Raw genomic sequence first — 20,631 nt, 5'->3', positions numbered from 1 at the left:
TGTCTCCTAGCCCTTGATGGCCCCGGTGAGCATGCCTTTGGACATGTGCTTGCTGAGGAAGGGGTACGCGCACAGGATCGGAAGCGTGGCGATGACGACGAGGGCCATCTGCACGGACTGGGCCGGCGGCTGGTCCTGGACCACGGCGCTCGCCGAGGTCGAGGTGACATTGCTCGCCAGCACGAAGTTCCGCATGACCAGTTGGAGCGGCCACTTGTTCGAGTCGTTGAGGTAGAGCAGCGGACCGAAGTAGTTGTTCCAGTAGCCGACCGCGATGAAGAGGCCGACGACCGCGATCACCGCTTTCGACAGCGGCAGCACGATGGACGCGAAGATGCGCCACTCCCCCGCGCCGTCCATCCGCGCGGAGTCGAAGAGTTCCTGCGGGATGGCCTGGATGAAGCCCCGCACGATCACGATGTTGAAGGCGCTCACGGCGCCGGGGATGATCAGGGCCCAGTAGGTGTCGAGCATGCCGAGCTGCTTGACCATCAGATAGACGGGGATCATGCCGGGCGCGAACAGCAGCGTGATCAGTACGAAGGACAGCAGTCCGCGCTGGAAGAGCGCCCCTCTGCGGCTGAGGCCGTAGGCGGCGAGGACCGTGCACAGGAGGCTGAAGGCCGTGCCCACCACGGTGACTCCGACGCTCACCACGATAGACCGAGCGACACCCGTGCCGTCGAAGATCTGCCGGTAGGCGTCGAAGGAGACGCTGGTGGGCCACAGCACGTAGCCGCCGTTGGCGTCGATCTGCTGCTTGGTGGCCAGGCTGGTGGAGACGACCGTGAGGAAGGGGAAGATCACCACGGCGGCGATCAGGACCAGTGCGAGGCCCTTGAGGACGAGGGCGATCGGCTTCGGCTTGCCCTGCCATACAGGGCGGTGGACGGAGGTGGTCATCGCCGGTAGATCCCTTCCTCGCCGAAGCGGTGGGCGAGCTTGTTCGCCGCAAGGACGAGGGCGAGACTGACCACGCCCTTCAGGAGGCCCGCCGCGGTGGCCACGCCCCAGTTGCCGTCCTGAACTCCGTTGAAGTACACGAATGTGTCGAGGACTTCGGCCGCTCCGGGGCCGACGGCGTCGCGCTGTAGCAGGATCTGTTCGAAGCCGACGGTGAGGGCGTCGCCCAGCCTGAGGATCAGCATCAGGACGATGATGGGGCGCATGCCGGGCAGCGTGATGTGCCAGAACCTGCGCAGCGCACCGGCGCCGTCCATCGCGGCGGACTCGTACAACTGCGGATCGATGGCGGCGATGGCGGCGAGGAAGACGATGGTTCCCCAGCCGGCGTCCTTCCAGATGGCCTGCGAGGTCAGCAGCAGTTGGAAGGTGCCCGGGTCCGACATGATGTCGAGGCCGCTTTTCCCGTGGGTGACGAGAATGCGGCTGATGACCCCGCCGCCGCCGAGCATCTGCTGGAACAGCGCGACGATGATCACCCAGGACAGGAAGTGCGGCAGGTAGATCACCGACTGCACGAAGTTCCTCACCGCCGGCATCGCCACCGAGTTGAAGAGCACGGCGAGCAGGATCGGCACGGGGAAGAAGAGGAGCAGTTGAACGAAGGTGATCTCGAAGGTGTTGGTCAGGGCGCCCCAGAAGAGGTCGTCCTGGAAGAGGGCCGTGAAGTTGTCCCAGCCGACCCACTGGGACTGGGTGAAGCCGAGGAACGGCACGTAGTCCATGAACGCGACGACGCTGCCGAGCAACGGTATGTAGGTGAACAGCAGCAGGACCAGGACTGCGGGGGCCGTCATCAGCAGCAACGGCGAATCCTGCCGCAGGCGTGTGACGAAGGACTTGGCGCGAGCCGTGCCCGGCTTCTTCCCGGTCTGCTTGTGCGGTGGTGGGTGAACCGGCGGGTCCTGCAAGGACTCGGCCGGGCGTTGCTGCGCGGCATTGACGGTCATAGGGACCTCTCGACAGTGGGAACTGCGCAGGTACCAGAAGAGTTCGGGGAACGTACCACTTGAACCAAAGCAATACAACAAGTAGCGTCGCCGCGGGACTTGAGTGACGAACCCTCCACACCGTCGACAGTTGGGACCCGTCTTGGACGCCTTTCAAGCTCTTCTGCCCCGCCCCGGACGAGCCCAAGTCAGCTCTGGTCATTGCAGGTTGACCACCGACATGCCCATCGCCGGAGCCCACTCCCCGCTGGCCGGCGCCATGCTGCGAAGCCTTCTCTCCGAGCTGCTCAACGACCCAATACCGGGCATACCAAGCAATACCACTGAGGACACACGGGTATTGCTCACAGACGGGGCGGAGGGCCATGCCCCGGGCGCCTACACCCTGCGCGTCTCGCCCACCCAGGTCGAGATCACGGCGGGCGGCACCGAGGGGGTCGCGCACGCCCTCACCACACTGCGCCAACTGCTTCCGGACGCCGTCCACCGGCGGGCGGCCGGTCCGCCGCCCGAGGGGTGGCGGGTGCCGTGCGGGGTCGTCGAGGACGAACCCGTCTTCGCCTGGCGTGGCGCGATGCTCGACGTCACACGCCACTTCTTCCCCAAGCGGACGGTCCTGCGCTACGTCGATCTGCTGGCCGCCCATCGCTTCAACCGGCTGCACCTGCACCTGTCAGACGATCAGGGCTGGCGGGTGGAGAGCCGCCGCCACCCCGAGCTGCACACCACCGGCTCCTGGCGCACTTCCACCCGGCTCGGCCCCGGCGGCCCCGATGACGGAACCCCGCACGGCGGTTACTACACCCTCGACGACCTCGCGGAGATAGCAGGCTACGCCCGACTGCGCGGCATCACCCTCGTCCCCGAGATCGACGTACCCGGCCACACCTCAGCCCTGCGTGCGGCGGCTCCCCTGCTCGGCCGCCCCGGAGAGCCGCAGGCCGTTCTCGACACGGTGTGGGAGGGCGGCACCTCGGTCGCCCCGGTCGCGCGCACCGAGGCGTATCTGTGCGACGTGCTCGAAGAGATCATCGAGGCGACCGGTGCGCCGTACGTCCACCTCGGCGGGGACGAGTGCGCGATGGACTGGTGGGCCGAGGACCCTGAGGTGGCAGCGGCGATGGCGGCGGCCGGATGCACCGAACCACGCGAGATGCACGGGCACTTCCTGCGCTCGCTCGGCCGGTTCCTGGCCGGGCTCGGCGTACGGATGATCGTCTGGGACGAGGGCCATGTCACCGGAGGCGTGCTGCCGGACACGATCGTCATGGCCTGGCGGGGCGACGAGGCCTCGGGCCGTGCCGCGGCCACCCACGATGTCGTACGCTCCCCGCTGTTCCCGACCTACTTCAACTTCGACCAGTCGGACCTCGACGCCGAACGCCGGTCGGAGGGCGGCCCGATCACCCTGACCGACGTGGCACGCTTCGCACCCGCCCCGACCGCCTGGTCCGAGGAGCAGCGGGCCCACGTCCTTGGCGGGCAGTTCCAGATCTGGACGGAGTGGGTGCCCGACGAGCGGCACCTGGACTATCTGGCCTTCCCGCGAGCCTGCGCCCTCGCCGAGGTCCTGTGGTCGGGTGGTGTCCCGGACCCTGCCGACTTCGACGCCAGGCTCGTACGCCACCTGCGGCGGCTCGACGCGATGGGCGTGGAGTACCGGCCGCTCGCCGGTCCCCACCCGTGGCAGACCGGCGGCACCGGCGTATGGAAACGCTCCTCACCCGGCCGAATCGCGGAGACCCGCAAGTGGCTCGACTCGATCTCCAACCAGCCGTGAGCGACCACCAGCCCGGAGGGATCCCGGTGACGAAGATCCTTGTCAGCCACATCGGCTACAACACGGCCGCCTCCAAGAGTGCGATCGTGATGCTCAACTTCCCCCAGGAGAGAAGTGAGTTGGCCGCCACAGCCACACTGGTCGGCGAGGGCACCCGGCGGCAACTGCCGGTCGGTCCGGTGGAGCACGTCGACCGCTGGTCCGTCGGCTCCTTCCGCCGGATCGACTTCTCCGATCTGCGCACAGCGGGCGTGTACCGCATCGAGTACGGCACCGAGTGCTCCGCCGACTTCCGCGTCGACGCGGCCCTCCTCCAGCGGAGCACGCTCTCGGACGTCCTGTACTACTTCCGCTCGGTGCGCTCCAGCGGCGCCATCGACCGCAAGGACCGCCACACCCGCTTCTACGGGGACGACTCCGGCCGCACCGTCGACGCGCGCGGTGGATGGCTCGACGCCTCGGGCGACTTCAGCAAGTTCCTGAGCCACCTCAACTACACCCGCATGATGAACCCACAGCAACTCCCCTTCTGCGCCTGGGCGTTCATGGAGGTCAGCGACACTCTTGCGGACCGTCACCCGCGCCTGCACCGGGCACTGGGCGACCGCCTGCGTGACGAGGCGCTGTTCGGGGCCGACTTCCTGGTCCGCTTCCAGTCGCCGGAAGGCTACTTCTACACCGCGATCTTCGATGCCCTCACCAAGGACCTCGACGAGCGCGTCATCAACGCCCCGCTCCAGGAGTGCGTGCGCACCCAGCGCTGGCAGGCGGCCTACCGTCAGGGAGGCGGCCTCGCGATCGCCGCCCTGGCCCGCGCCGCCACTCTGAACGACCACGGTGACTTCGACAGCTCCGCGTACCTGACCGCCGCCCGCCGGGGATTCGAGCATCTTGAGCGGCACAACAAGGAGTACCTGTACGACGGCGAGGAGTCCGTCATCGACGACTACTGCGCGCTGCTCGCAGCCGTGGAGCTGCTGCGGGCCGACGCCGGGGAGCCCGATCCCGTCGTCCTGGCCGCCGCCGAGCGCCGTGCCGCCGCACTCACCGACCGCTACACCGAATCGGGCCACGGATTCGGTTACCTCCTGGGCGATGTGACAGGGCGTCCGTTCTTCCACGCCGCTGAATCCGGCCTCCCGGCCGTCGCCCTCCTGCGCTTCGCCGGCCTCTGCCCCGACTCCCCACTCGCCCCGACCGCCCGCAGGACCGCACTCTCCCTGATGCGCGACGCGGCCACTCTCGCGGACGAGGTGGCCAACCCCTTCGGCTGTGTACGCCAGTATGTGCAGCCGACGGATTCCGCCCCGCGCACCAGCTTCTTCTACCCGCACGACAACGAGACCGGCTACTGGTGGCAGGGCGAGAACGCCAACATCTGCTCGGTGGCCTATGCGGCTCAACTGGCTGCCGAACTCCCCGACTGCCCAACCGAGTTGCGTCCCCGACTGCTGCGCCTGGCGGAGGACCAAATGCACTGGGTGACCGGCCTCAACCCCTTCGACTCCTCCATGATCAAGGGGATCGGGCGCAACGCTGTCGAATACCACCCGGACTATCCCAACGTCCCCGGAGGCATCCTCAACGGGATCACCTCCGGCTTCGAGGACGAGCACGACATCGCATTCATGCCCGACCACCACAGGGACACCGGCAACAGCTGGCGCTGGACCGAACAATGGATCCCGCATTCGGCCTGGTTCCTGCTGGCCGCGGCGGCGGCCCGATGACCGCTGCCGTGCCCTCCTCCGGTCCAGCCGTCGTACGCCCTTTTCATCCGGCCGACCTGCCCGGCATGTACCGCGTATGTCTCAGGACCGGCGACTCGGGACGGGACGCGACACCGCTCTACCGCGACCCCGATCTGCTCGGCCACATCTATACCGCGCCCTATCCGGCCGCGGACCCCGCACTCACCTTTGTCGCCACCGACGAGCTGGGCACCCTCGGGTACGTCGTCGCCACCGCCGACACGTACTCCTTCGAGGTGTGGCAGGAGGAGAACTGGTGGCCCGGTCTGCGCGCTCGTTACCCTTCCGCACTCGCCGTGGACCCGGGGGACGGCACCCATGACTGGCGCCGCGTGGACCATCTCCACCGCACCCGGCCGCACCGTGACGACCTCTACGTCCGCCACCCGGCGCACCTGCACATCGACATTCTCCCCCGCGGTCAGGGCAGCGGACTCGGCCGCCGTCTGATGAGCGCGCTGACCGCGGCCCTGCGTGACAGTGGCGTACCAGGGCTGCACCTCGGCGTGGGCAGCGGGAACCCCGGGGCACGCGCCTTCTACCTGGCGGTCGGCTTCATCGAGCTCAGCCGCCAGGAGTGGGGCTCGCAGATGGTGATGACGCTGGATTGATGACCAGAGCCATGGCGCTGAGGGCGCTCGCGAGCACGGAGCGGCGGAGATTACTGCCCGGGCGCTTCGAGCGAGGCGCCGTTTCCCCGACAGAAGAACTCCCGACGAACCGGAGCTCCCTGGTGGGATCCGTCTCCGAGGCCGGGCGTCGGCCACGCGGCAGGCGCGCAGGCCACGCCGAGGAGTGGCATGGCCCACATAGGCCAGGGTGCGCCTCAGTGGCACGCGGGCCCCTCGCCGTGCCCGCGTCCCGCGCTGCTGCGCGGCACGTCCAGGGTGGGATTGCGGTCGAAGAAGCCGACCGGCTTGAGCGTGAAGCCCGTGTAGTCGACGGGCATGACGGGCCAGTCCTCGGGGCGCGGGAAGTGAGTGAGCCCGAAGGTGTGCCAGAGCACGATGTCCTCGCCGTCGACGCCGCGGTCGGCAGCCGTCCAGGACGGCAGACCGGCGCCGCCCGGGTGCTGGTTCACGAGGTCACCGGCCGGGTATCGCTCGTCGTCGGCATGCCGGGTGACCCAGAGGTGCTTGGTCGCGAAGGCCGCTCGCATCGTGACGGACGCCGAGTCGTCGGCGAGCAGGGTGGGCAGGCCTTCGGGCACAAGGGCGTAACCGACCGGCTGGCCCAGGCGGTTGGTGACGTCGGGGTTGACGATGTGCCATACCCGGCCCTTGCTGCCGTCCGCCTGGCGCTGGGCCTGGCTCTCTCCGGTGAGGCGGGTGACTTGGCGGGCGAAGGCGTTGCCGTACGGGTTCTTCTCGCTGATGGGGATACGGACGGCGTCGACCTCGTCGACCGCGTTGCGCTGCCCGTCGACCGCCATGTCGAGGCGGGCCGAGAAGAGGTGCTGGTGGAAGGGGGCGCCGAGGCCGGGGGCGATCTCGGTGGCGAACTCCCTTCCCTCCTCGGAGTATCCGGAGGTGAAGACGACGCCGGTCGCCTTGGCCTCGCACTCGATGGTGCCGTCCAGGTAGAGGTACCAGTAGAAGCCGTAGTCGTAGTTGCCGACGGTGGTGAAGAAGGAGATGACCATACGGCGCTGGCGACGGGTCTCATTGGAGCCCGCGAAGAGGTCGCTGTGCTTCCACAGCACCCCGTAGTCCTCCTCGTGCATGCAGATCGCGTTGCGGATGACGGAGGGCTCGCCGAGCTCGTCGGCGATGGTCACATCCGTGTAGTGGATCTCGCCCAGACAGTCGCAGCCCAGCTCCAGGGAGTTGGTGTAGCGGCCGAAGAGGTACTCACCCTGGTCGAAGTAGTTCTGCCAGAACCGGACGGGTGAGGCGTCGGCGTACGGGACCACCATCTCGGCGATCGAGGCACGGTGCACCACGGAGCGATCTCGCCCCAACTCCCTGTCGAAGAAGGAGATCTGGTGAAGCGTCAGTCCCTCGCGGACATTGAAGCCGATGCGCAGCGACCAGTTCTCCCACCGCAGCAGCCCGTCCTCGACCGTGAAGGACGCGCCCTCGGGCTGGGTGATCTCGATGGGCTTGAGGGTGGTGCGGGCGGGGCCGGTGTACTCCGGGTCCTGGAAGTTCCCCGACTCCCGCGGCACGGCGAGGAGTTCGTGGTCGATGATCTCCATGACGGTGCGCGCGGTGAGGTCGACGTACGCCACCAGCCCGTCCACGGGGTGGGCCCACGGGTGGTCCCGCTCATGGTCCTGGTGGAAGCCGAAGCTGCGGACGATCCGCCGGCCCGCCTCGCCCTCGTATCCGTAGTGGCCGGCCGAGAGCGGGCACGCACGTACGCTCTCAGGGACAAGCCCGCGCCGGGCGAGCGCCGCCCGCCACCCCTCGTCGGCGTCGAGGATCTCCTGACAGGTCTCGAACTCAGAGTCCAGGATGGGAAGTTGACCAGCGACAGACGTGTCGATCTTCTCGAAGGTGTCGATGGTCTCGCGGGTCACCGAAACGGTCACGTCGTACGAGTCGCCGTTCGCCCGGTCGAGCAACATCACCCGCAGCCGCCGGTCCACAGGGCCACCCGGGGCGAACCCCAGCAGCTCGGCCTTGGCCGGCTCCTCGGGGCCGACGAAGACGAACCGTATGTCGCCGCCGAGGTGTCCGGCCTCCTCCAGTACGGCGCGGGCGGTGCGTATCTCCTCGGCGGTGAGCATCGCGAGGGGGTGGGTGGGCGTCATGTGCGTACTCCTCGAACGGGGACCGGGAAACAGCGGATCAGGTGGACGCGGGCACACGGTGCCTGCGGGCCCAGCCGAGGACGAAAGCGGCAGGGAGCAGACCGAGCAGCAGCGTGGCGAGCGCCGCCGAACCACCAATCAGCAAAGGGAAGTTGAGTACGGTCAACACCAGCAGCATGATCAGTCCGAGGCCGCCGAACGCCGGCGCCCAGAGCGTCCGCCAGCGGTGGGTGTCGCCGGCAGAGCGCCGGAAGAAGACCAGGACGGCCGCGCAGGTCAGCAGCATCAGCACATCGACACCCGCGCTGGCGAGGCCGGCCATCCAGGTGAAGACCTCGGTGATCGGGTCCAGCCCTGCGAGGGCGAACACCGCGATCAGCACGGCCGCGCTTGCCGACTGGGCCAGGGACGCCACGTGCGGCGAGTGGTGGCGGGCGTGGGCACGGCCGAGGCGGGCGGGCAGCGCGCCGCGGTCGGCGAGCGAGAACACATAGCGGGCGATCACATGGTGGAAGGAGAGGACGCAGGCGAACAGGCTGGTCACGAAGAGCACTTGGGCGACATGTTCGGCGGACGAGCCGAGGTAGCGGTGCACGGTGGCCATCAGCATGTTCTCCGGATCGCGTCCCGCCTCGGCGACGGCCTCCTCGTCTCCCCAAGCAGAGATCAGCGCCCAGCTGGAGAGCGCGTAGAAGGCTCCGACGAGGACGAGGGCAAGATAGGTGGCGCGCGGGATGGTGCGGTCCGGGTCGCGGGCCTCGTCGCGGAAGACGGCGGTGGCCTCGAAGCCCAGGAACCCGGCGATGGCGAAGGTGACGGCGAGTCCCGGCGCTCCCGAGGTAAGCCGGTCGGGGCTGACCAGTGCGGTGGACAAGCCGTGGTCCCCGCCGCGCACCAAAACCGCCGCGTTGAGCACGAGGACGATACCGACCTCGCCGACCATCAGCACGCCGAGGACCTTCCCACTGAGGTCCACCTGGCGCCAGCCGAGCACACCGACCACCACTGCGACCGCTCCGGCCCAGGTCCACCAGGGCAGATGAGGGCCGCCATACGACTGGACGAGACTGTCGAGCGCCACCCCGATGTACCCGTACACAGCCGCCTGGATCGCGGTGTACGTGACCAGCGCGAGGTAGGCGGACCCGAGCCCCACGCGTCGGCCGAGGCCCTTGTCGACGTACGCGTAGAACGCTCCCGCTTCCTGGACGTACCGCGCCATCGCGCAGAAGCCGACAGCGAAGAGCAGCAGGACCACGCAGCAGACGACGAAGGCGGCGGGGAAGGCGGCGCCATTGCCGAGAGCGATGCCGAGCGGAACGCTGCCACCGACGACGGAGAGCGGGGCGGCGGCAGCAAGAACCATCAGCACGATGGAAGCCGTGCCGAGGGAGCCACGGAGGGTGGGCGGTGCGTTCGTGGTGGGCGGGCTCGCCGTGCTGGTCATCGCGGGCTCCTCTGCGATCGCGGTTGCCGGAAGCGGCCTGTGCCGCAGTCTCAACAGCGCGCATTGCCGAGCCGTCACGCGTCGGTGAAAGCCCCCGGCACGCCGAACGGGAGAGCCCCGCGCCCGCTTTCCCGTTCCGGAACACGCCCCGGCGATCTGCCGCTCATCCGGCCGAAACAGACCGGTCCTACCGTGCGGTTCGGCACCACGGGTATGGAAGGGGCGGTTGATGAGCGTCCAGGGCACGGCTCCTTCTCCCCTCCTGCGCGGCCACTCCCCCGTCGGCGGCCTCGACCGGCGTTCCCTCGGCCCGCTGCCCGTGCTCGCCCAATCTGTCTCCGCTGTCGCGCCGACCGCCGCGATGGCCACCACGCCAGGCCTGGTCAGGGCGGACACAGGGGTCTTCGCCGTGTGGTCGGTGGCTCTGGCGACGGTCCTTGCGCTGCTGGTGGCCGCGTGCGTACGGACCTTCTCGCGCCGGATGGCTGCGCCGGGCGCCCTCTACTCCTTCACCGCCAAGGGGCTCGGCCCGGCCGCCGCGTTCTGCTGCGGTTGTGCGCTTCTGATCGGGTACGGGGTCCTTGCCATGGGCGCGCTGACCGGCTCGGGCCTGTACGCAGAACAGTTCCTGGCCCGTCTGGACATCTCGCCCGGACCACCCCCACTCACAGTGGCGGCGGTGGTGCTGATAACGGGAACTCTCGTCGCGTACTTCCTCCTACGGGGGGTGCGGCTGTCCGCCGGGCTGACGCTCTGTCTGGAGGCGGCGTCGATCGTCCTGGCGCTGACGTTCTTCGTGGTACTGCTGGTGCGGCACGGCGCCCGTCCCGATATGCGGCAGCTCACCCCGCCGACCTCCGCGCTCGGTCCAGTGATGGCCGGTGCGCTGCCCGCCTTCGCCGCGTTCATCGGCTTCGAGAGCGCCGCCGCGCTCGGCGCCGAGACCCGGCGGCCCTTCCTGACGGTGGGGCGGGCAGTGCGGTGGACCGTGGTCTGCTCCGCCGCGCTGTTCCTGCTCGCCGTCTACGCCCAGGTCCTCCCCACTGCCGGGCACACCTCGGTCCGGCTGCCCGCCCTGCTCGATCTGGGCGTCTCCCTCTCCTTCTTCGCCTGCGCCCTGGCGTCGGGCACCGCGCTGGTGCGGCTGCTGTTCTCCATGGGACGCGAACGGATGACCCCGCACCGCCTGGGGCGAACCCACCCCACCCACCACACCCCGCACATCGCCATCGCCCTGGTGCTTCCGGTACTTGTCCTCGTCCCGCTGGCACTGATCGCGGCAGGGACAGCGCCGCACGTGCTGTTCGCGCGCCTGGTGAACCTCTGTGTGTACGGCTTCCTCACCGCGTACGCCCTGGTGTGCCTGGCCGCCCCTGTCTTCCTGCACCGCATCGGTGAGTTGACCCACGGTCCGGTGGTCGTCGCGGTGCTCTGCGTGCCGTCGCTGCTCGCCGTCCTGCTCGCGCATGCGGCAACCGGCGGTGCCTTCATCCCCTCGCTCTTCGTGGCGCTGATGGCGGCGGGGACGGCCTGGTTCCTGTGGATGAGCAGGCGCGATCCGGCGAGTGTCGGGGCGATCGGCGTCTACGACGAGACGAGCGCCGCCGACGTGTTCCCCGAGCCGCCACGGTGAGCGGAGAGACGCTGCCACTCAGCGGCCGCCAACCCCGCGCCGTACGCAACGCGCTTTCGGTGCTCCAGCAGGTGGCACAGGCCGGGCCCGGAGTCACCGCGAAGGAGATCTCGGCGGGGCTGCGACTCGCACCCGCCACGACGTACCGGCTGCTGAATGTGCTCGTCGAGGAGGAGTACTTGGTGCGGATGCCGGATCTACGGGGTTTCGCGCTGGGCCACAGGGTCTCAAGCCTGACCCCACCCCGCCCGGTACCCGAAGTCCCCGCCGCCGCGCATGCCGTGGTCGCCCGGCTACGGGAACGGGTGCGCTTCGGCGTCCACCTGGCAGGTCTCACGGATGGCCTGGTCCACCTCACCGACCCGGACCCGGACCATCCGCCGGCCGACGGCGGACTGCTGAGGGAGCTGGCGCGCATACGCGACGACGGAACGGCCGTGCGCCGCTTCGCGCTGGGCCCGCACCAGGCGTGTCTGGTTCGCCCGGTCCACAGCGCCGCGAACGGACGGCTGGCCGCCGCGCTCGCGGTGTGCGGGACGGCCGGCCGCATCGAAGCGCCCGACGACGGGCTGATCCACCAACTGAACTTGTCCGCAGAGGAGTTGACACTCCTCGTGGTGTGAATCCCCCAACGTCTCGTACGGGGCGACGGTCAGAAGTCGATCGGCATGACGACCCGCCCTGGTGTGGGTGCTGTTCGCCTCGTTCCCGGACGACGCCCGCTGCCTGCGGGCATCCGGCCTTTCGAGGAAAGGCACCGGAACTGCAATGATCAGCAAATTCTGGCGGAGCTTCTCCCGTGCCCGCAAAGGGAGTTGTAGCCGCTCGGCATGGCCGTCCCGCAGGAGGGCGCCTCCCTGCCCTGGACCTGGATGCCGAGAGCGGTCATGCCTTCACGAATCGAGCACAAGTACCCGTCTCGACAACCCCAATCCTTCACTCTCTGAAGATATCCAACTCCCTTGAGCCACAGCCATGTTCAATGGTGCAGACCTATTGACTGAACGCCTTCAAGTCCCGAAACATAGCGTCCTGAGACCGGCCGCGTCCTTCCGGCCGGAAGCTGCAGGTGCGGACTGCGGCGGCGCAAGGCCGACTGGCACACGCCGCCTGGGCCCGCCCACGTTTCAGGAAGGCATCCCCCCACATGAATCACCGTAAGCATCTGCTAATTCACCGCCCTGACGGACATACGGACACCCCACGTCACCGTATGCGCCACCGCGGTCGGTGGACGGCGCTCACCGTGGCGGTCGCGGCATCCGCGACCGGCATGACCGCCGCCGCCTGGGCCGACAGCACAGACGGGAGCCCAGCAGCCGCTGCGGCCCCCGCCGCGGTCGCCCCCTACCTGTACAACGGCTGGGGCAGTCCCCCTGACCCTGCCGAGGTCATGGACGCCACGGGCGTCAGCTGGTTCACGCTCGCCTTCGTCCTCGACGCCGGCGGCTGCTCCCCGCAATGGGACGGCAGCCGCCCCCTCACCGGCGGAGTCGACGAACAGACCGTGAACACGATCCGCGCCAAGGGCGGTGACGTCGTCCCGTCGTTCGGCGGTGCAAGCGGCGCCAAGCTGGAACAGTCCTGCGCCGACGCCACCGCGCTGGCGGGCGCGTACCAGAAGGTGATCGACGCCTACGGCCTCAAGGCGATCGACATCGACATCGAGGGCGACGCCTACAACGATCGGGCCATCCAGCAGAAGACCATCGACGCCTTGAAGCAGGTCAAGGCCGACAATCCGGGGTTCCTCACCTATGTCACCTTCCCCAGCGATCAGAGCGGCCCCGACGACAGCATGATCCAGCTCGCCGCCGACTCCGGTCTGGAAGTGGACGGTTGGACGATCATGCCGTTCGACTTCGGCGGCGCCGGGCAGGACATGGGCAGCCTGACCATCCAGGCCACCGACGGACTCAAGAACGCCGTCAAGACCGCCTACGGCTACAGCGACGACACCGCCTACCGGCACAGCGGCCTCTCCTCGATGAACGGCATCACCGACGTCAACGAGACCGTCAGCACAGGCGACTTCGAGACGATCCTCACCTACGCCTCCGAACACCACCTGGCACGGCTCGCCTTCTGGTCCGTCAACCGGGACCGTCCATGCCCGGGTGCCTACCCGAACGACGACACCTGCTCCGGAGTCGCCCAGGACCCCTGGCAGTTCACCGACATCTTCGCCCGGTTCACGGGATGAGGGGGAGTACGACGATGATCTTCGGCAGGAATCGCGGGCCTCGCACCGGACACCGTAGAGGCCGGCGCACCACGCGTTCCGCCCTCGCCCTGGCCGTCCTCGCGGGGGCGGGCACTGCGGTATTCGCCCTGCAGAGCGCCGGTGCGGCCGCGGCCGAACCCGACCTCGGCCCCAACGTCCAGATCTTCGACCCGTCGATGTCCAGCGGCGACATCCAGGGCAAGCTCGATTCGGTCTTCAGCCAGCAGGAGACCAACCAGTTCGGCGAGGCCCGGCAGGCGCTGCTCTTCAAACCCGGCTCGTACGACGTCGACGCCAATGTCGGCTTCTACACCCAGGTCGCGGGACTCGGCCTGTCCCCCGACGACGTCACAATCAACGGCGCCGTGCACGCGGAGGCCGACTGGTTCCAGGGCAACGCCACCCAGAACTTCTGGCGATCGGCGGAGAACCTCGCCGTCAACCCCACGGGCGGCGCGGACCGTTGGGCGGTCTCGCAGGCAGCCCCGTACCGCCGCATCCACCTGAAGGGAGACCTGCAGCTCGACGACGGCGGCTGGTCCAGCGGTGGTCTGCTCGCCGACACCAAGGTCGATGGACAGGTGAAGTCCGGCTCGCAGCAGCAGTGGCTGTCCCGCAACTCCGAGTGGGGCAGCTGGAGCGGCTCCAACTGGAACATGGTGTTCGTCGGCGACCAGAACGCCCCCGCGGGCAGCTTCCCCAGCCCGCCGTACACCACGGTCGACCAGACACCCGTCTCCCGGGAGAAGCCGTTCCTGTACATCGACGACCAGGGCGCCTACAAGGTGTTCGTGCCCGCGTTGCGCAAGGACTCCAGCGGCACGTCCTGGTCGTCCGGCACCCCCGAGGGTACGTCGATCACGCTGGACGACTTCTTCATCGCCAAACCGGGCGCGACGGCCGCCGAGATGAACGCGGCGCTGGACGCGGGCAAGCACCTCCTGATCACCCCGGGCGTCTATCATCTCGACGAGACACTGAAGGTGACGAAGCCCGACACCGTCGTCCTCGGTCTGGGCCTGGCAACCCTCATACCCGACAACGGAGTTACGGCGATGTCCGTGGCCGACGTCGACGGCGTCAATCTCGCCGGCCTGCTCGTCGACGCGGGCACGCAGAACTCCGCCACACTGATGGAGGTCGGCCCGCAGGGGGCGTCCGCCTCGCACTCCGCCGATCCGACGTCCTTGCACGACGTGTACTTCCGCGTGGGCGGCGCCGCCGTGGGCAAGGCGTCGCAGAGCCTGGTGGTCAACAGCTCCGACGTGATCGGCGACCACCTGTGGATCTGGCGGGCCGACCACGGCGACGGTGTCGGCTGGGACACCAACACGGCCGACACCGGACTGGTCGTCAACGGCGACGACGTCACCATGTACGGCCTGTTCGTCGAGCACTACCAGAAGAACCAGACCATCTGGAACGGCGAGAACGGCCGCACGTACTTCTACCAGAACGAAATGCCCTACGACCCACCCAACCAGGACGCCTGGATGAACGGCTCGGCCCAGGGCTACGCCGCCTACAAGGTCGCCGACTCCGTCCAGCACCACGAGGCATGGGGACTCGGCAGCTACTGCTTCTTCAGTGCCAACAACTCCGTAGCCGCCGAGCACGCCTTCGAGGTGCCACAGACGGCCGGGGTGACGTTCCACGACATGGTCACCGTCTCGCTCGGAGGCACCGGCACGATCCACCACGTCATCAATGACACAGGAGGCCCCTCGAACTCGTCGAGCAATGTCGCCAACCTCGTCAACTATCCCTGACGGAGGGTGAGTTGAAGCGGTAGCTCAGCGCCGGAGGGCGGGCAGGGCTCGGGTCACCCCGTCCCCGCCCGTCCTCTGCCGCGCGAGCACACCGATCGAGTGATGGTCACCCGGTAGTCAATCGGCATACGCCTGACCAGCAGGATCGGGAGGCCTCATGAAGAAGCGCGCTGTCCGCGTTGCTCAGCCGCCCAGACCGGTCACCGTGAGCGGGCGTACCGCCGGTTCGAGCAGCGACAATGTCCGCTGGCGCCCGTCGAGGGCGACGCGGGTGCCGACCGGCATCGGCAAATTCGGTCCAGCGTGTCCAACGTCGACGTTGCCCAGGACCGGGATGTCGCGGTCTCCGAGGACGTCGAGGACTATCTCTTGCAGGGTCGGGGACGCGTCGGGCGAGTCGAGTCCGTCGATCGCGGTCGGGATGCCCACGACCATGCCGGCGATTCGGTCGAGGATGCCGGCGTGCCGCAGTACCTGTAGATAGCTCCACACATACGACGCGTGAACGCCCTGTACGTCAAAGCGCTGTACTTCCATCGCATCGGAGCGCTCACCCTGCCGGAGTTGTACGGACACCTTCGGATGATCTGCCGAAACGCGACCTTCCGCCAGTACCGGCTGGCGACCCGCCACCACCGCGAGAGGCTGCCCGACGCCTAGAAAGAGGCCCGGCTGGGCAAAATGATGGACAGCCTCATCCAGGACATGGACGCGCTCGTGCGGGAACAGGTCAACGGCGACCTAGTGGTGTGGCCGCGGACGTTCACCGGGTTTGGCATCCAGTCCTGGCTAAGGTGCGCGTATCGGAATGATGTTCGGTTGTAAGGAGTCCGGCGGATGCTGATCGAGGTTGCAGGGGTACGCGTACCTGCGGGGCGGGCGACTGAGGCGGCGCGACTGGTCTGTGAGGAATACGCTGACGAGGCGCTGTACCACCACTCTGTGCGGTCATTTTTCTTCGGCGCGGCCTGGGCGGAGGCGCGTGGCCTCGACTTCGACCGTGAGCTGTTCTTCGTCTCGGCGTTGCTGCACGACTTGGGTCTCGTTCCGCCCTTCGACAGTCACACGCTCTCGTTTGAAGAGGCTGGTGGCCACCTGGCCCGGGTCTTCACGGCCGGTCTCGGCTGGCCGACTGAGCGACGCGACCGGGCGGCCGAGCTGATCGTGCTACATATGCGGGACGACGTTGCGCCGGAAGTAGACGTGGAGAGCCGACTGTTGCAGGTGGGGACGAGCGCGGATGTATCCGGGGCCGGCCTGGAAGCCTTCGACCCGTCTTTCACGGACACACTCGTTGGGGCATACCCCCGGCTGGGCTTCTCCAAGTCCTTCGTGCGCTTGTTCCAGGACCAGGCGGAGCGGAAGCCGGGGTGCGCGGCGGCGCAGTTGGTAGCGGGAAATTGGGCGGAACGGACTTTCTCCAATCCGCTCGATCAGAGCTGAGGGCCGGGAGACGGATCGTCACGGGGCTCCCATGACGGGGCGTCTACCCCAGCGGAAGCCTTTCTCACTGCGGATGCGGGCGCGTTCCTAGCGTTGGGCGGTCAGCACGTCGTGGTGGCGGGCGTTGGCGTTGCACCAGCGCAGGCAGACGTGCAGGGCCAGGGTCTGGACGGTGTGGTTCAGATGGTGGGAGTTGGCCAGAGTGACCTGCCGCAGCGGTCCGAAATGGGCCTCGATGGGGTTGGCCCAGGAGGCGTTGGTCGGGGTGAAGCACAGCTCCGCGCACGGTGCGCCGTGACATCGACCGCCTGCGCGAACTCGCCTCGACTACCCGATCACGACCGTCAAAGGACTGGCCGACGGCTACGACTGGAGGCCGGCACTCACCTGCCGCCTTTGCTGTTCGACGACGAGCAGGCCGTCGCCCTGGCCGTCGCACAGCGGTTGGTGATCCACCGCGCCATGGACGATGCGAGCCAGTCGGTATTGGACCGGTTGTGCGCACCGCGATGTCGAACCGTCCATTCGCGCACTGACTCGAACCGTCGTTCCAGCATGATCGAACCGTCACTCCGGCGCGCTATCGGAATCCATCGATGAAATCCGGCCGAAAAGCATGCCGGGATGACAGACCAGCCACGCCGGGCAGCGAACACCATGTCGCCGAGAACCGTAGAGCAAGGGCAGGATCGCGTCGGGCGATCAGGATCGCGCCTGCCGAAGGCATCACGTTTCCTGGTGCGAAATGTGCTGCTGAGTCACCGCTGCAGCGGGCAGTCTGGAGTCGCGGTACGGAACGATGACGCCATGGCTCATATCGCGTTGTTCCACTCAGTTCTCGGCCTGCGCCCAGCCGAACTTCTCGCCGCCGAGCGGCTACGTCGCGCCGGGCATGAGGTTGTTACGCCCGACCTCTTCGGCGGCGAGACCGCGGTCACCCTCGACCAGGGATTTCAGCTGGTCGACAGGGTCGGCTGGGCAGCGGTGGTCAAGCGCGCCCGGCAGGCCCTCAGGGGTATGCCGGACGCGACCGTGCTCGCCGGTGTTTCCATGGGCGTAGGTGTCGTCGCTCATCTCTGGCCCGAGCGCCCCGCTGCCGCCCGCGTTCTTCTGCTGCACGCCACTGCCGACCTTCCCGCATCCGTTCGTCCAGGTCTCAGGGTCCAGTTGCACGCCGCTGAACCGGACGAGTTCACGCCGCCCGAGCGCGTTGCCGCGCTCTGCCAAGCGGCACGGGAGAGGAGTGTCGACCTGGAGGTTTTCCGCTATCCGGGCGTCGGCCACTTCTACACCGACCGCGACCTTCCCGACCATGACCCGGCCGCAGCCGAGCTGACCTGGCGGCGGGTGCTGGACTTCCTCGACTGAGTCGTGCATCAAGAGAGGATCTTGACCATGCGATGATCTTGGTTCGTGCCGCGGGGAGATCTGACAGACAAGCAATGGGGCGGCATTTCCATGTGGATCGCCGTCGTTTTCGCCTTCGCCGGCTGGATCCTGGCAACCAGCGTGGCCGTCGGAGCCGAAGCCGTGCTCTTACGCCGCAACTGCCCCTCAAAGTCCCGCACCCGGCGGAACCGGGAGTCGGTACGCCCCCGGCGGTCACCGACGGTGAAACGCGGGCACTCAGGCCGGTTCCGCTGAGGGCCGCGCAGCTTGAGACTCAGGCGAGTGCACTGCGTGAGTCCGCCGGCACCGGCGCGGTGGCCGACAACCTCACCAGCGCGCTGACCACACTGTTCGGACCGATTGCGGTGGCGATCATCCCGCTCATCACCTTCCGGGACGAACTGCGCACACGGCTGCGGCAAGCCAGGCGGCGTCGGCTGAACTTCCGGAGCAGGTGTTGCGTATCAGTTCCAGAAGGACAGCTCAGGTCTCTGCAACGGGACGGAAGGAGAGCATCGTGCCCACACCGCCCGCGTCCGACTCACCGGACGACCGCCCCGCACTGGAGCCCATCCGCGTACTGCGCCCGCGCCGCACCGACGCGCTGGCCCAGCTGCTCGACGAGATACGCCAGGACAAGAACTACCGCAGCCACGAGAGCGTGGCCGCACCCGTCCCCCACCCCCGGACCGGCAGCGAGACACAGGAACTCCCGCCTGTCCCCGGCGGCAGGACGGAACAACCCCCCGCACCCGGCGGCGCCGCCCGCCGGCCGCGTCCCGCAGGCCGCCCGCGCCTCGGGCCCGGACAGCGCCGGGCGGCCGTGGTGATCGCAGTCGCCGCGGCGGCCGTCGCCGGCTTCGGCTGCTCCCTCCTGATCCCCAGTCTTACCGACGCCACCCCAGCCGCACCCTCGGCGAGCGCGTCCGCCGCCCCGACGCCGGCCGCCCCAGGCGCGGTCGGGGCCACCGACGTCCTGACCAACCCCGGCTTCGAGTCAGGCAGCCTCACTCCTTGGAGCTGCACCGGCAACCCGGGCTCGATCGTCTCCTCCCCCGCCCACGCAGGATCCAAGGCCCTCCAGGGGACGGTGAGTTCGAGCGACACCGCGCAGTGCAACCAGACCGTCGCGGTACGGCCGGACACCACCTACTCACTCAGCGGCTGGGTCCGCGGCGCCTACGTCTACCTGGGCGTGAACGGGGCGTGAACGGCGGTGCCTCCACCTGGACCGATTCCCCCTCCGGATACAGCCACCTGACCGTCTCCTTCACCACAGGCGCCTCCCAGACCAGCGCGACGATCTACGTCCACGGCTGGTACGCACAGGGCAGCTACAACGCCGACGACATCACCCTGGACGGGCCCGGTGGTAGCGGCGTCTAGGGTCTGTCCGGCGGATCAGGTCGGAGAAAATCGGCGGCGCCTCATTGACACAGGTGAGCGGGGCTTGGTGCGTCGAGGTACAAGGCGGAGGAGGGCGGCGCCGCGATGGGGGCCCCGCTCGAGCGAAGCCGAGAGCGGTGGGAGTCGGCAACCGACGACAACGCCGCAGACCGGCGTGCCAGGCCCCGCGTCTCCGGCAGGATCCGCCGGACAGGCCCTAGAGCTGGTCGTGAAGTGATCTTGCGTGTCGGGTCATGGTCGGTGATACGTCGCCATGAACTGTCCGATGCCGAGTGAGAGTTCGTCCGGCCACTGCTGCACGAGTCATCGCGGGACCGTAAGCGGCTGGACGGCCGGATGATCCTCAACGGGATCGTGTGGACGTTCCCTGCCGGGGCGGCCCGGCGGGACGTCCCCGAGCCGTGCGGCCCTGGGCCACACTGCACACCCCTCTCCGACCGCGGGCCAAGGACAGCACCAACGAGCGGACCCCTCCACACAGCGCACCCCGACCAGCACAACCACCAACTCACGGCCTGACCCACGGACTTCCCAGAGCCGGAGCTACACCCAACGCAATTCGCCGAGGTGAGATCTCACTCGCCGCGGTTATCCGACCTCTGGTCCGATCAAGAGATCTGGCGTCGCGCCTGAGTAGAGGCAAACCCACCGGCCCGGGTGATCGGCGCCGACGACATCGTGTTCGCCGACTTCGGGCCGATCTTCGAGGAGTGCGAGGCCGACTTCGGCCGGACCTTCGTCCTCGGCGACGACCCCGTCAAGCACCGCCTGCGGGAAGACCTGCCGAAGGTCTTCGCCGTCGGCACGCGACACTTCGCCGAGCACGACCACATCACCGGCAAGCAGTTCTTCGCCGAGGTGGAGCGGCTGGCTGTGATCTGGGGGGCCGGCACGCGGGGCACCTGGTGGGCGAGTTCCCGCACGAGAAGATCTACGGCGCCGACAAGGAGTCGCGCATCACCCCGGCCAACGACACCCCACTCCGTCGTACCGACAATGAGGGCCGTACCTGTCACTTGATCCTGGAGATCCATCTCGTCGACCGGAGCGGGAGTTCGGCGGCTTCTACGAGGAGCTGCTCATGCTCGCTTGAGAGGGGCTCCCAGGGGCCGGAACCGGC

14 protein-coding genes and 6 pseudogenes are annotated in these 20,631 nt (G+C 68.3%); 14 read left to right on the top strand and 6 right to left on the bottom strand.

Translation table 11 applies throughout. The annotated features are described in order from the left end of the window. Positions 1-6 precede the first annotated feature (6 nt). Entirely contained in the window at positions 7-903 is an 897-nt protein-coding gene (locus AB0N66_RS16495) for a carbohydrate ABC transporter permease (protein ID WP_365434448.1), read from the bottom strand. Then, a complete protein-coding gene (locus tag AB0N66_RS16490; protein WP_365434445.1) occupies positions 900-1,913 on the bottom strand; it encodes an ABC transporter permease subunit in 1,014 nt (337 codons plus the stop codon). Before AB0N66_RS16490 ends, AB0N66_RS16495 begins: the two co-directional genes overlap by 4 nt. Positions 1,914-2,016: 103 nt before the next feature. Here AB0N66_RS16490 and AB0N66_RS16485 point away from each other — a divergent pair, with 103 nt between their 5' ends. The 3 genes from AB0N66_RS16485 to AB0N66_RS16475 are packed head-to-tail and all read left to right on the top strand — an operon-like array spanning position 2,017 to position 6,055. Further along, positions 2,017-3,693 (top strand): beta-N-acetylhexosaminidase, encoded by a 1,677-nt coding sequence (locus tag AB0N66_RS16485; RefSeq protein WP_365434442.1) that lies wholly within the window; start codon positions 2,017-2,019, stop codon positions 3,691-3,693. A gap of 26 nt (positions 3,694-3,719) precedes the next feature. Next, complete coding sequence (locus AB0N66_RS16480; RefSeq protein WP_365434439.1) at positions 3,720-5,423, top strand: glycoside hydrolase family 9 protein; 1,704 nt, start codon at positions 3,720-3,722, stop codon at positions 5,421-5,423. Further along, positions 5,420-6,055, top strand: a complete 636-nt coding sequence (locus AB0N66_RS16475) for a GNAT family N-acetyltransferase (RefSeq protein WP_365434436.1) — start codon at positions 5,420-5,422, stop codon at positions 6,053-6,055. The genes AB0N66_RS16480 and AB0N66_RS16475 overlap by 4 nt, the downstream gene beginning before the upstream one ends. Positions 6,056-6,270: 215 nt before the next feature. On the opposite strand, the gene AB0N66_RS16470 is transcribed toward AB0N66_RS16475, so the two are convergent. Both AB0N66_RS16470 and AB0N66_RS16465 read right to left on the bottom strand, forming a co-directional pair. Continuing rightward, positions 6,271-8,199 (bottom strand): primary-amine oxidase, encoded by a 1,929-nt coding sequence (locus tag AB0N66_RS16470; RefSeq protein ID WP_365434433.1) that lies wholly within the window; start codon positions 8,197-8,199, stop codon positions 6,271-6,273. Positions 8,200-8,236: 37 nt separating this feature from the next. Further along, a complete protein-coding gene (locus tag AB0N66_RS16465; RefSeq protein ID WP_365434430.1) occupies positions 8,237-9,646 on the bottom strand; it encodes an APC family permease in 1,410 nt (469 codons plus the stop codon). Positions 9,647-9,875: 229 nt separating this feature from the next. On the opposite strand from AB0N66_RS16465, the gene AB0N66_RS16460 reads away from it, so the two are divergent. The 4 genes and pseudogenes from AB0N66_RS16460 (at position 9,876) to AB0N66_RS16445 (ending at position 15,272) form a co-directional block, all read left to right on the top strand. Beyond that, positions 9,876-11,279: an APC family permease gene (locus AB0N66_RS16460; RefSeq protein WP_365434427.1), complete on the top strand. Its 1,404-nt coding sequence runs from the start codon at positions 9,876-9,878 to the stop codon at positions 11,277-11,279. Further along, positions 11,276-11,902: a helix-turn-helix domain-containing protein gene (locus AB0N66_RS16455; RefSeq protein ID WP_365434423.1), complete on the top strand. Its 627-nt coding sequence runs from the start codon at positions 11,276-11,278 to the stop codon at positions 11,900-11,902. The genes AB0N66_RS16460 and AB0N66_RS16455 overlap by 4 nt, the downstream gene beginning before the upstream one ends. Before the next feature lie 701 nt (positions 11,903-12,603). Then, positions 12,604-13,482, top strand: a pseudogene (locus AB0N66_RS16450) (chitinase); the annotation flags it as partial. Between the two features lie 14 nt (positions 13,483-13,496). Continuing rightward, on the top strand, positions 13,497-15,272 hold the full coding sequence (locus AB0N66_RS16445) for a coagulation factor 5/8 type domain-containing protein (protein WP_365434420.1): 1,776 nt from the start codon (positions 13,497-13,499) through the stop codon (positions 15,270-15,272). 183 nt (positions 15,273-15,455) lie between these two features. Here the strand turns inward: AB0N66_RS16445 and AB0N66_RS16440 are convergent, their stop codons facing one another. Then, the gene (locus AB0N66_RS16440) at positions 15,456-15,848 is read right to left on the bottom strand and encodes a hypothetical protein (RefSeq protein ID WP_365434417.1); all 393 of its coding nucleotides are present in this window, start codon (positions 15,846-15,848) and stop codon (positions 15,456-15,458) included. On the opposite strand from AB0N66_RS16440, the gene AB0N66_RS16435 reads away from it, so the two are divergent. Both AB0N66_RS16435 and AB0N66_RS16430 read left to right on the top strand, forming a co-directional pair. Then, complete coding sequence (locus AB0N66_RS16435) at positions 15,774-15,932, top strand: DUF6082 family protein (protein ID WP_365434414.1); 159 nt, start codon at positions 15,774-15,776, stop codon at positions 15,930-15,932. The two genes, AB0N66_RS16440 and AB0N66_RS16435, sit on opposite strands and share 75 nt — an antisense overlap. 177 nt (positions 15,933-16,109) lie before the next feature. Continuing rightward, positions 16,110-16,715 (top strand): HD domain-containing protein, encoded by a 606-nt coding sequence (locus AB0N66_RS16430; RefSeq protein ID WP_365434411.1) that lies wholly within the window; start codon positions 16,110-16,112, stop codon positions 16,713-16,715. 18 nt (positions 16,716-16,733) lie between these two features. Here AB0N66_RS16430 and AB0N66_RS16425 read toward each other — a convergent pair. Then, a pseudogene (locus AB0N66_RS16425) lies at positions 16,734-16,994 on the bottom strand (IS630 family transposase); the annotation flags it as partial. Between AB0N66_RS16425 and AB0N66_RS16420 the strand changes: the two are divergent. The 5 genes and pseudogenes from AB0N66_RS16420 to AB0N66_RS16400 all read left to right on the top strand — a co-directional run. After that, a pseudogene (locus AB0N66_RS16420) lies at positions 16,991-17,159 on the top strand (HTH domain-containing protein); the annotation flags it as partial. The pseudogenes AB0N66_RS16425 and AB0N66_RS16420 overlap by 4 nt on opposite strands. Positions 17,160-17,522: 363 nt before the next feature. Then, positions 17,523-18,083 carry a dienelactone hydrolase family protein gene (locus tag AB0N66_RS16415; RefSeq protein ID WP_365434408.1) on the top strand — a complete coding sequence of 187 codons (561 nt, stop codon included), beginning with the start codon at positions 17,523-17,525 and terminating at the stop codon, positions 18,081-18,083. Between the two features lie 275 nt (positions 18,084-18,358). Further along, positions 18,359-18,529, top strand: a pseudogene (locus tag AB0N66_RS16410) (TetR/AcrR family transcriptional regulator); the annotation flags it as partial. Positions 18,530-19,068: 539 nt separating this feature from the next. Further along, positions 19,069-19,478: pseudogene (locus tag AB0N66_RS16405) on the top strand (carbohydrate binding domain-containing protein); the annotation flags it as partial. Between the two features lie 675 nt (positions 19,479-20,153). Then, a pseudogene (locus AB0N66_RS16400) lies at positions 20,154-20,604 on the top strand (M24 family metallopeptidase); the annotation flags it as partial. Positions 20,605-20,631 lie beyond the last annotated feature (27 nt).

The organism is Streptomyces sp. NPDC093544 (assembly GCF_040683495.1).
Classification (GTDB): Bacteria; Actinomycetota; Actinomycetes; order Streptomycetales; family Streptomycetaceae; genus Streptomyces.
Note: the sequence above shows the minus strand (reverse complement) of the source record. Positions and strands in the feature narration are given on the sequence as shown.